At 73.1% G+C, this 10557-nt stretch carries 9 protein-coding genes; 5 read left to right on the top strand and 4 right to left on the bottom strand.

Annotation, left to right across the window (positions count from 1 at the left end; genetic code table 11):
• Positions 1-234: 234 nt before the first annotated feature.
• Positions 235-669: a MarR family winged helix-turn-helix transcriptional regulator gene (locus ACFWJ4_RS02145; RefSeq protein ID WP_030235202.1), complete on the bottom strand. Its 435-nt coding sequence runs from the start codon at positions 667-669 to the stop codon at positions 235-237.
• A 120-nt stretch (positions 670-789) separates the two neighbouring features.
• Between ACFWJ4_RS02145 and ACFWJ4_RS02140 the strand changes: the two genes are divergently transcribed.
• A complete protein-coding gene (locus ACFWJ4_RS02140) occupies positions 790-1239 on the top strand; it encodes a VOC family protein (protein WP_380538357.1) in 450 nt (149 codons plus the stop codon).
• Between the two features lie 295 nt (positions 1240-1534).
• A complete protein-coding gene (locus ACFWJ4_RS02135) occupies positions 1535-2416 on the top strand; it encodes an MHYT domain-containing protein (protein WP_380538355.1) in 882 nt (293 codons plus the stop codon).
• A 132-nt stretch (positions 2417-2548) separates the two neighbouring features.
• On the opposite strand, the gene ACFWJ4_RS02130 is transcribed toward ACFWJ4_RS02135, so the two are convergent.
• Together ACFWJ4_RS02130 and ACFWJ4_RS02125 are read right to left on the bottom strand one after the other, a co-directional pair.
• Complete coding sequence (locus ACFWJ4_RS02130) at positions 2549-4267, bottom strand: hydrogenase maturation protein (protein WP_380538353.1); 1719 nt, start codon at positions 4265-4267, stop codon at positions 2549-2551.
• A gap of 183 nt (positions 4268-4450) precedes the next feature.
• On the bottom strand, positions 4451-5374 hold the full coding sequence (locus ACFWJ4_RS02125) for a DUF4231 domain-containing protein (protein WP_380538351.1): 924 nt from the start codon (positions 5372-5374) through the stop codon (positions 4451-4453).
• Between the two features lie 131 nt (positions 5375-5505).
• Between ACFWJ4_RS02125 and ACFWJ4_RS02120 the strand changes: the two genes are divergently transcribed.
• Complete coding sequence (locus ACFWJ4_RS02120; protein ID WP_380349027.1) at positions 5506-5955, top strand: VOC family protein; 450 nt, start codon at positions 5506-5508, stop codon at positions 5953-5955.
• A gap of 76 nt (positions 5956-6031) precedes the next feature.
• Here ACFWJ4_RS02120 and ACFWJ4_RS02115 read toward each other — a convergent pair whose 3' ends face one another.
• Positions 6032-7492, bottom strand: coding sequence for an NCS2 family permease (locus ACFWJ4_RS02115; RefSeq protein WP_380538349.1), 1461 nt, complete (start codon positions 7490-7492; stop codon positions 6032-6034).
• A gap of 188 nt (positions 7493-7680) precedes the next feature.
• Between ACFWJ4_RS02115 and ACFWJ4_RS02110 the strand changes: the two genes are divergently transcribed.
• Both ACFWJ4_RS02110 and ACFWJ4_RS02105 read left to right on the top strand, forming a co-directional pair.
• On the top strand, positions 7681-8007 hold the full coding sequence (locus tag ACFWJ4_RS02110) for a DUF2530 domain-containing protein (protein ID WP_380538347.1): 327 nt from the start codon (positions 7681-7683) through the stop codon (positions 8005-8007).
• A gap of 52 nt (positions 8008-8059) precedes the next feature.
• Complete coding sequence (locus ACFWJ4_RS02105) at positions 8060-10519, top strand: cation-translocating P-type ATPase (RefSeq protein ID WP_380538345.1); 2460 nt, start codon at positions 8060-8062, stop codon at positions 10517-10519.
• Positions 10520-10557 lie beyond the last annotated feature (38 nt).

The raw sequence follows: 10557 nt of genomic DNA, 5'->3' as shown, positions 1-10557 counted from the left end.
GGGGGGGTGGGGGGGGGGGGGGGGGGGGGGGGGGGGGGTGGGGGGGGTGGGGGGGGGGGGGGGGGGGGGCGGGGGGTGTCCGGTGGGTCCCCCCTGGGGGCGCGCGGGCCTGGGGGGGGGCCGCCCCGCTCCTGGTGTCGGTGGTCGGTCCTGCGGTGATGCGGGCTCCTTCTTCTCCCGGCGGCCGGCCGGGGTCGGTGTGCCTCGGAGGTGTTCGAGCGACAGGTGTACGAGCTACAGGTGGGCGAGCTTGTAGAGCACGGGCGCGGCCTCCCTGAGGACGGCCCATTCCTCCTCGTCGAGCCCCTGGGCGAGCTCGGCGAGCCAGACGTTCCGGCGTCGACGACTCTCCGCGAGGATCGTCTCGGCCTGCTCGGTGCTGCTGACGACCACCTGGCGGCGGTCCTCGGGGTGCGGTTCGCGCCGCACCAGCCCCTTCTCCTCCAGCATCGCGACGATCCTGGTCATCGAAGGAGGCTGCACGTGCTCCTTCCGGGCGAGCTCACCCGGCGTCGCCTTTCCGCACCGGGCGAGGGTGCCCAGCACTCCCATCTCGGTGGGACTCAGCGACTCCTCCACCCGCTGGTGTTTGAGTCGTCGGGAGAGGCGCATCGTGGACGATCGCAGCTGACTGATCGCTGCGAGGTCCTGCTCGGACATCTCGGGCATCTCTTTAGCCTACGTCATTACTCTCGCTAAGGAAAATGAGATCCGCCGCCGTGCCGGAGGGTCACCGCGGTGCCATATTGGTCATGGGCCTCAGCTCTCTCCCAGAAGGGCCGACCTGCCATGTCCGACCTCGCCACCGAGCAGTCCGAGCGGTCCCAGCGGTCCGAACAGCCGCAGCCGTCCGCGCGCACCGGGCCCGGCGACACCGGCTTCGCCCGGCTCGCCATGGTCACCATCGACTGCGCCGACCCGGTCGCGCTGGCCTCGTTCTACGGCGAGCTGCTGGGGTGGGAGACCAGGCACGCGGACGAGCGCTTCGCGATCCTGGACAACCCCGAGGGCGGCAGCCCGCTGGGCTTCGGCCGGGTGACCGGCTACCGGCCGGAGCCGTGGACGGAACCGGACGGCAGCAAGCACTTCCACCTCGACTTCTACGTCGACGACCTGGACGAGGCCACCGCGAAGGCCCTCGCGCTCGGCGCCACCGAGCCCGCCTACCAGCACGGCCGCACCCTGCGGGTGCTGATCGACCCGGCCGGCCACCCGTTCGGGCTAGCCCCCCTGGAGTGAGCGCCGACGGCGGACCGCAGTCACCCGGAGGCGGTGCGCAGGCGGTGTCAGGGGTTGGTGCCGGGATCATGCAGGCCGCGTAAAGGCCCATCCTGACCTGGGACTTCACGAAAAGCACGAACATTGTGCGACCGCCGGGCAGTGGCTACTCTCCCCGATTGTCAGGGGCACCACATGCCAGGCTCCTCCCCTGCGGGAGCACGTTCCCGCTCCGGTGCCCGCTGCCGCGCGCCTTCCCCGGCCAACCGCGTCCGCCCGCGCCCCGGTGCCCTCAACCCTCCTCCAGGGAGCTCCATTGGGTGAGATCCACCATGCCGACCACGGCTGGGTGACACCGGCGGTCTCGTACTTCGTCGCCTGCGTCGGCGCCTTCGTCGCCCTGCGCAGTGCCCGCTGGGCACTCGTCTCCCGGGGCCGCACCCGGGCCGTCTGGCTGCTGTTCGCCTCGACCTCGCTCGGGGCCGGGATCTGGTCCATGCACTTCATCGCGATGCTCGGCTTCTCCGTGACCGGCGTCGAGATCGGCTACCGGCCCGGCCTGACCGTGCTCAGCCTGCTGGTCGCCGTCGCCGTGGTCGGCGTCGGGCTCTTCACCGTCGGGTACTGGCGGCGCCGCGTCCTGGCGCTGCTGGTCGGCGGGCTGACCACCGGTCTGGGGGTCGCCGCGATGCACTACCTGGGCATGGCCGCGATGGTCCTGCCCGGCACGCTCGGCTACGACCGGCCCACCGTGGCCGCCTCGGTGGCCATCGCCGTGGTCGCGGCCACGGCCGCGCTCTGGGCCGCGCTCAACATCCGGGGCACGCTCGCCGTGCTGGCGGCGGCGCCGGTGATGGGCGTGGCGGTCTGCGCGATGCACTACACCGGCATGGCGGCGCTCTCCGTCCAGCTGGACCTCTCGCGCTCCACCGAGGCCGGCGTGATGGCGCTCCAGTTCATCTTCCCGCTCGGGGTCGGGCTGGGCTGCTACGTGTTCTTCGGCTCGCTGGCCTTCGCGGTCTCGCCGAGCCGGTCCGACTCCCAGCCCCTGCTGGCCGGTCCGGCCGCCCCGCTGCCTCCGCGGCCCCAGCGCGCCTCCGGGACCGCGCGGGCCGCGGGGGCCGCGCGCACCCCGGGCGACCAGGGCAGCCCGCTGCTCCCGCAGCGGCGGCCGCTGGGCGGGGCCGCCCGGCGCTGAGGCCGGGCGCGGGAGCGGGGGCCCGAGCGGGCGTCCGGCCGGGCCCCCCACCCCGGCCGGGCGCCGCCCGTCCCCGCTCCCGGTATCCGCGCGGTCCCCGCCTCCGGCCCCCGCCGGGGCCCGGGCCGACCGTTACGGCTGTCCGGGCCGCCCGAGCAGCCCCGCCACGTGCTCCGGCGTGGCCACCGGGCAGACCTTGTGCACGAAGTCCCGCCGCAGCGCGTGGTACGGCTCGCCCGCCCGGTAGAAGTTGGCGTGCATCCGGCGCAGTTCCTCCGCCCGGTACTCGGCCAGCGGCTTGGCCTCCTCGTCGACCGCGCGGCGGCGCTTCTTGTCCACCAGCCGTCCGGTGAGGTCCGGCGCGGCGGCGATCCGGGCCGCCTCGCGCGCCACCCAGCGGCGGAACCCGGGCGCGTCCCCGCCGACCGTGCGGTCCACCAGGCCGATCCGGCGGGCGTGGTCGGCGCCGACCGGCAGCGCCTCGGCGGTGAGCCGCTCGGCCTGCTCGGCACCGACCCGGCGGGGCAGGGTGTACGTCCAGTACTCGGAGCCGTACAGGCCCATCAGCCGGTAGTGCGGGTTGAGCACCGCCGACTCCCGGCACCACACCTCGTCGGCGGCGAGCGCCGCCATCAGCCCGCCGGCGGCCGCGTTCCCGGCCAGCGCCGCCACCGTCACCTTGTCCGTCGTGGTCAGCACCGCCTCGACGAAGTCGTCCATCGCGTTGATGTTCTCCCAGGACTCCAGCGCCGGGAAGGCCGCGCCCTCGATGACGTTGAGCTGGATCCCGTTGGAGTAGAAGTCCCGGGGCGCGCCGAGCACCAGCACCGAGGTCGGCCGGTCGGCCGCCTCCCGGTAGGCGGTGAGCAGCCGACGGCACTGCTCGGTGCTCATCGCCCCGCCCGCGTGGGCGAATTCGAGGAAGCCGACCTCGCCCTCCTCCCGGTAGCGCAGCTCCGACCAGGTGTCCCGGCGGCCCGCCCGCTCCGGGCTCACCGGCACCTCGCGGACCCGGTACAGCTCGTCGGCGAGCACCGTGGCGGCCGGCAGCTTGAAGGTGACCGGCCCGCCGGGGGTGCGGCGCGGGCGCAGCTGCGGTATCCACACCGCGCCGTCGACGGTGGCCCGGCAGATCGCGCCGTCCCGGGTGGCCAGCACGGCGCCGGGCACCGGGCCGCGCAGTTCGTCCTCGGGGTGGCCGCCGTGCAGGAAGAACTCCCGTCCGTACAGCTCGTCCAGGACGCCGGGCTGGGAGTCGGCGGCGCGCAGCCTGCGCAGCACGGTGGCGGTGTCGTCCCGCTCCCAGTCGATCCGGCGTTCCTCCTGGCGCAGGAAGGGGCGCGCTTCGCCGTGCACGTCCGGCCGGGCGTAGTCCAGCGGCTCGGGGGTGAACAGCCCGCCCTCGTACCGCTGGACGGCCAGCAGGACGGCCTCGGTGGCGGCGTCGGCGAGCTCGCCCCGGTACAACTCGCTCTTGCCGCAGGCGGGGACGGGGAACTCGACGGACGCCCAGATGTCGCCGGCGTCCATCTCCGCGACGGCCTGCAGCACGGTGACGCCCCAGCGCTCCACCCCCTCGGTGATCGCCCGGTCGAGCGAGGAGGGGCCGCGGTCGCCCTTGGGGCCCGGGTGCACGATCAGGACGGTCCGGGTGGACCAGATGTCCTGCGGGACGGCCTTGGTGAGCATCGGGCAGACGATCAGCTCGGGGTCGGTGCGGGCCACCGCCGCCCTCATCCGCTCGTCGTCGAGGGCGAGTTGGACGGCGACCTGGTGGCCGCGCTCGCGCAGGGCGGTGTGGACGCGCTGGGTCAGGCTGTTGAACGCGCTGGCGATCAGGAGAATGCGCAAGGAGGGCCTCCGGCGGGAACTGGGGTCGCGCGCAGGCGATGAAACCAGGGCATGGACACGTAATGATTACGGTCCGTACCTGGGCGCTCTACCCTCACGCACCCCGCACACCTGCGCCCCGCGTTTCGCCGGATCTCCCCAAGTCCCCGCTCCGGTCGAGTACTCTCCCCCGCCGGGCCCGGCTCAGCGCGGGAACGCCCTGCGGGCCCGCCAGGTGGTGTGCTCCCGGGAGACCGCGTCCTCGGCCTCGGCGGCCAGCCGGGCCCAGCCCGCCTCGGCGTCCGGCGCCCGGAGATCGAGGTCGGACAGCTGGTTGCCGACGTTCTCCAGCTCGCGCGCGGCCAGTTGGTAGGCGGCGGCCAGCGGGCCGAGCTGCTTGAGCTGCGTCCAGGCGATGATCGCCGCGGCCGCGGCCGAGGTGGCGCCGAACAGGTGCACCGGCAGGGCGCCGGTGGCCTGGGCGACGGCCGCCGCGGCACCGACGATGATCAGCACCGCGACGCCGAGCCCCCAGGAGACCGCCTGCGAGTCGCAGGCCTCGGCCCGGGAGCGGTACCAGGTGCGCTGGCCCTCGACCCGGGTGCGCAGATAGAGGGTGCGCCGCGCGGTCAGGCTCTCGGCGCGCCGGCGGCGCATCTCCGGGGTGATCTCGGCGACGCTGCCGGGCGGCACGATCTCCGGGTCCTCGAAGGCCCGCAGCACGTCCTCGACCTGAAGCAGGTAGCCGTGGTCGACGTCCGCGGACTCGGCCGGGCCGTCGAACGGCCGGGCCCGGACGGTGTACTTCCAGGCCAGCGTCTTGACCGACTCGGCCGCCGCCCGGGCCTGGTACCAACGGCCCTGCGGGTTGCCGCGGCGCAGCCGGGACCAGAAGTAGCCGGCCACCAGGAAGGCGGCGACCGAGAACAGCGGCCAGACGTCGAAGTCGCCCTTGTCGTCCGGGCCCGGGAACGACCCGATCACAGCGGCGACCACCAGCATCGCGATCAGTCCGCGGTACCAGCGCAGCGTCTCGCGCTGGCCGTCCAGCGAGGCCTTGTCCGTCGTCCAGAACAGCTCCGGCAGCAGCTGTGCCTCGACGCCCCCCGGCGGATCCTGTTGCACCATCGGTCGAGTCCCCTCCCCCTTCTCCGTCCAGGCAGTATTCCCTCCGCCAACTCGCCTACACGAGTGCCTTTTTGACAACTTCTGACGGCCGGTCGTTGCCCGCCCTCCCGGTAACCGGTAAAAACGGTTACATGCCGCTGCACTGGAAGCTCGTCATCGACTGCGCCGATCCGCACCGCCAGGCCGCCTTCTGGGCCGCCGCCCTGGAGTACAGGCAGGAGGACCACGGCGCGCTGATCACCCGGCTGCTCGCCGCCGGCGCGGTCGGCCCGGAGGACCTCACCGAGCTGGACGGCCGCCCGGCCTGGCGCTCCCTGGCCGCCGTCCGCCACCCCGAGGACCCGTTCGATCCGGCCTCGGACACCGGCCTCGGCCGCCGTGTCCTGTTCCAGGCCGTCCCCGAGCCCAAGCGGGGCAAGAACCGCCTGCACCTCGACGTCCACCCCGGCCCGGGCGAGCGCGAGGCCACCGTCGCCCGCCTCGGATCCCTCGGCGCCACCGTCCTGCGGCACGTCGAGGAGCCCGGCGGCGCCTGGACCGTCATGCGGGACCCGGAGGGCAACGAGTTCTGCGTCCACTGACCGGACGGCCGCCCGCGGGAACGCCGGAGCCCCGCCCTCCCGGAACGGGGGGACGGGGCTCCGGCGGCGTACGGCGTCAGAGCAGGCCGAAGGCCGGCATCAGGTAGTAGAAGGCGAACACCGTCGCCACCGCGTACATCGGGACGGGGACCTCCCGGCCGCGGCCGGCGGCCAGGCGCATCACGCAGAAGACGATGAAGCCCATGCCGATGCCGTTGGTGATGCTGTACGTGAACGGCATCATCACGATGGTCACGAAGGCCGGGATCGCGATCGTGTAGTCGGCCCAGTCGATCGCCTTGATCGAGTTGGCCAGGATCAGGAAGCCGACGGTGACCAGGGCCGGGGTGGCGGCCTGGGCCGGGACCATGGTGGCGAGCGGGGTGAGGAAGAGCGCCACCACGAAGAGCAGGCCGGTGACGATCGAGGCGAAGCCGGTCCGGGCGCCCTCGCCGACGCCGGCGGTGGACTCGACGAAGCAGGTGTTGGCGGAGGCCGAGGTGGCGCCGCCGGCCGCGGTGGCGATGCCGTCGACCATCAGGACCTTGTTGATGCCGGGCAGGTCGCCCTTCTCGTCCAGCAGGTGGGCCTCGTCGGCCACGCCGAGGATGGTGCCCATCGCGTCGAAGAAGCAGGACATCAGCACGGTGAAGACGAAGAGCAGGCCGGTCAGTACGCCGACCTTCTCGAAGCCGCCGAACAGGCTGACCTTGCCGACCAGTCCGAAGTCCGGCGCGGAGACCGGGTTGCCCGGCCAGGTCGGGACGGTGAGGCCCCACTTGTCCGCCGGGACGTCGGCCACCTTGTCGATGACCACGGCGAGCGCGGTGGAGACCGCGATGCTGATCAGGATGGCGCCGGGCACCTTGCGGATCAGCAGGACCAGGGTGAGCAGCAGGCCGACCACGAAGATCAGCACCGGGAAGCCGAGCAGGTGCCCGTTGCCGCCGAGCTGGAGCGGGACGGTGGTGTGGGCGGCGTCCGGGATGCGGCTGACGAAGCCGGAGTCGACCAGGCCGACCAGGCTGATGAACAGACCGATACCGATCGCGATGGCCTTGCGCAGGCCGAGCGGGACGGCGTTCATGACGCGCTCGCGCAGACCGGTGGCGACCAGCAGCATGATCGCGAAACCGGCCAGCACGACCATGCCCATGGCGTCCGGCCAGGTCATCTTCGGAGCGAGCTGGAGCGCCACGATCGTGTTGACGCCGAGGCCGGCGGCCAGGCCGATCGGGACGTTTCCGATGACGCCCATCAGCAGGGTGGTGAGACCCGCGGTGAGGGCGGTGGCGGTGACCAGCTGGCCGCTGTCCAGGTGGGCCCCGGTGACGTCCGTGCCGCTGGCCAGGATGATCGGGTTCAGCACCAGGATGTACGCCATGGTGAAGAAGGTGGCGACACCACCGCGGATCTCGCGCGGCAGGGTGGAGCCTCGCTCGCTGATCCGGAAGAAGCGGTCGACGGCGCTCGTGGGGGGCTTCGGCGCGGCGTCGGCGGGTTCGGGCGACTCGGTGGTCGGCTGGACCACAGGCATGCGTGCGTCCTCTGTGGGGGAGCTGAGGAGAGGGTGGGGGACGCCCGGGGCGACGGTGGCCGGGCGCAGATCTTTAAGTATGGTTTCCCGATCGCACACGCGCTATCTTCGCGCGTAGAGCCTGCGGGGGGCCTGCGGGGCGTCCCGGCACCCGCGCAGCCGCCCCACCGCACCGTACGCTAGACCCCATGCCCAAGACGCCACTGCACCCCTCGCCCCCTCCGCTGGAGGCCAACGACGTCGCCATCGTCGGCGGCGGCACGGTGCTGTGGTTCATCGCCTTCCTCGCCCTGCTCCCCTTCCAGGGCAGCCTCTCCGCGCACGGCCACGGCACCTGGCCCTGGATCTGCCTCTCCGGCGGCCTGCTCGGCCTGATCGGCCTCTGGTACTGCCGCGCCCGGCGGGACGCGATCGCCCGCAGCCGCGCCGCCGAGGCGGCCGGACCGGCGCCGGGGCACACGGCCGAACGGGCGACCGGGGACGACGGCCGGGGTCCGGCCACCCGGTCGGACTGAATGGTCCTTTAGTAGCACGCACCGGACATAAGGCGCCCGTAGAGTCGGTGCCATGACGCAGCCTGCCCAGCCAGCGGAAGAGCGGCCGACCGACGAAGACCGCCCGGACGGAGCGCACCCCCTCGGCCTGCTGCCCGGCCGACGCGGCGGCCTGACGGCCTCCGAGGTGGCCGAGCGGGTCGCGAAGGGACAGGTCAACGACGTCCCCGTACGGTCCAGCCGGTCCACCCGGGAGATCGTCCGGGCCAACGTCTTCACCCGCTTCAACGCGATCATCGGCGTGATGTTCGGGATCATCCTGATCGTCGGTCCGATCCAGGACGGCCTGTTCGGCCTGGTCATCGTGGCCAACACGGCGATCGGCATCATCCAGGAGCTGCGCGCCAAGAAGACCCTGGACAGCCTGGCCCTGATCGGTGAGGCCCGACCGCAGGTCCGCCGGGACGGCGCCGTCCAGCAGATCGGCGTCTCCGAGATCGTCCTCGACGACACCGTGCTGCTCGGCATCGGCGACAAGGTGATCGTGGACGGCGAGGTCACCGAGGCGGACGGCCTGGAGGTCGACGAGTCGCTGCTCACCGGCGAACCCGATCCGGTCCTCAAGCAGCCCGGCGCCCAGGTGATGTCCGGCAGCTTCGTGGTGGCCGGTGCCGGCGCGTTCACCGCCACCAAGGTCGGCCGCGAGGCCTACGCGGCCCAGCTCGCCGAGGAGGCCAGCAAGTTCACCCTGGTGAAGTCGGAGCTGCGCTCCGGCATCGACAGCATCCTGCGGATCATCACCTACCTGCTGATCCCCACCGCCATTGGCCTGATCATCAGCCAGCTGGCCGTCGAGGGCCGGGACTGGCGGGAGGCCGTACGGCGCATGGTGGCCGGCATCGTGCCGATGGTCCCCGAGGGGCTGGTGCTGCTGACCTCGGTCGCCTTCGCGATCGGCGTGGTCCGGCTCGGCCGCAAGCAGTGCCTGGTCCAGGAGCTCCCGGCGATCGAGGGCCTGGCCCGGGTGGACACCGTCTGCCTGGACAAGACCGGCACCCTCACCGAGGGCGGCATGGACGTGATCGACCTGCGGGTGCTCTCCGACGGGGAGCCCGGCGCCGTCGCCCCGGAGACGGTCAAGCACGCCCTGGCCGTGATGGCGGGCGCCGACGCCCGCCCCAACCCGTCCATGCAGGCGGTCATCGACGCGTACGGGCGCGGCGACGACGGCGCCCGCTCCGGCCACGACGGCTGGCGGGTGATCGAGGCGATGCCCTTCTCCTCCGCCCGCAAGTGGAGCGGCGTGCAGCTGCTGGAGCCGCAGGGCGGCGAGGCCAGCTGGCTGCTCGGCGCGCCCGACGTGCTGCTGCCCGCCGGACACCCGGCGCTGGCCGAGGTGGACGAGCTGGGCGCCCGGGGCCTGCGGGTGCTGCTGCTGGGCCGCACGCCCGTCCCGCTGGACTCCCCCGACCCGGCGGCCGACCTCACCCCGCTGGCCCTGGTGGTGCTCCAGCAGCGGCTGCGCTCGGACGCCGCCGAGACCCTGCGCTACTTCGAGAGCCAGCGGGTCCGGGCCAAGGTCATCTCCGGTGACGCGGCGGTCTCGGTCGGCGCGGTGGCCGGCCACCTGGGCCTGCCCGGCGCCGACCACCCGCTGGACGCCCGCTCCCTGCCCGCCGACCCGGAGGAACTCGCCGAGACCGCCGACCGGACCAGCGTCTTCGGCCGGGTCACCCCGCAGCAGAAGCGCCAGCTGGTCGGGGCGCTGCAGTCCCGCGGCCACACCGTGGCGATGACCGGCGACGGCGTCAACGACGTGCTCGCCCTCAAGGACGCCGACATCGGCGTGGCGATGGGCACCGGCTCCGACGCCACCAAGGCGGTCGCCCAGATCGTGCTGCTGAACGACTCCTTCGCCTCGCTGCCGTCGGTGGTGGCCGAGGGCCGCCGGGTGATCGGCAACATCGAGCGGGTCGCTTCACTCTTCCTGGTGAAGACCGTCTACTCGGTCCTGCTGGCGCTCCTGGTGATCTTCACCCATTCGCCGTACCCGTTCCTGCCCCGGCACTCCACCGTGCTGTCCTCGCTGACCATCGGCATCCCGGCCTTCTTCCTCGCGCTCGCCCCCAACGACGAACGGGCCCGCACCGGCTTCGTGAAGCGCGTGCTGCGGCTGGCGATCCCCGGCGGGGTCATCGCCGGCACCGGCACCTTCGTCGCCTACTCGCTCGCCCGCGCCGACCACGCGACCGACCTCAAGGCCGACACCAGCGTGGCCACCCTGACGCTCTTCCTGATCGCCCTCTGGGTCCTCGCCATCGTCGCCCGCCCGTACAACTGGTGGCGCCTGCTGCTGATCGGCAGCATGGGCGGCGCCTTCGCGCTGGTGCTGCTGGTGCCCCCGCTGAAGTCCTTCTTCGACCTCTCCCTGGTCGGCTTCCGCGACCCGCTGATCGGTGTCGCCATCGCGTTGGTCTGCGGCATCGCCCTGGAGATCACCTGGCACGTCATGAAGCGCCGCGGCCTGGAGTGAGTGACCCGCCCCGCGGGCCCGCCGGTCGGGGCGGGCCC

This window comes from Kitasatospora sp. NPDC127067 (genome assembly GCF_042724755.1).
Lineage (GTDB): Bacteria > Actinomycetota > Actinomycetes > Streptomycetales > Streptomycetaceae > Kitasatospora > Kitasatospora lactacystinica.
This window is presented reverse-complemented; position numbering and strand designations above follow the sequence as displayed.

What these genes read in the sequence shown, in the direction of transcription:
- ACFWJ4_RS02140 (WP_380538357.1), top strand. Translation starts at nt 790, where the DNA reads ATGTCCGACCTCGCCACCGAGCAGTCCGAGCGGTCCCAGCGGTCCGAA.
- ACFWJ4_RS02125 (WP_380538351.1), bottom strand. Translation starts at nt 5,374, where the DNA reads ATGGTGCAACAGGATCCGCCGGGGGGCGTCGAGGCACAGCTGCTGCCG.
- ACFWJ4_RS02115 (WP_380538349.1), bottom strand. Translation starts at nt 7,492, where the DNA reads ATGCCTGTGGTCCAGCCGACCACCGAGTCGCCCGAACCCGCCGACGCC.
- ACFWJ4_RS02120 (WP_380349027.1), top strand. Translation starts at nt 5,506, where the DNA reads ATGCCGCTGCACTGGAAGCTCGTCATCGACTGCGCCGATCCGCACCGC.
- ACFWJ4_RS02110 (WP_380538347.1), top strand. Translation starts at nt 7,681, where the DNA reads ATGCCCAAGACGCCACTGCACCCCTCGCCCCCTCCGCTGGAGGCCAAC.
- ACFWJ4_RS02145 (WP_030235202.1), bottom strand. Translation starts at nt 669, where the DNA reads ATGCCCGAGATGTCCGAGCAGGACCTCGCAGCGATCAGTCAGCTGCGA.
- ACFWJ4_RS02105 (WP_380538345.1), top strand. Translation starts at nt 8,060, where the DNA reads ATGACGCAGCCTGCCCAGCCAGCGGAAGAGCGGCCGACCGACGAAGAC.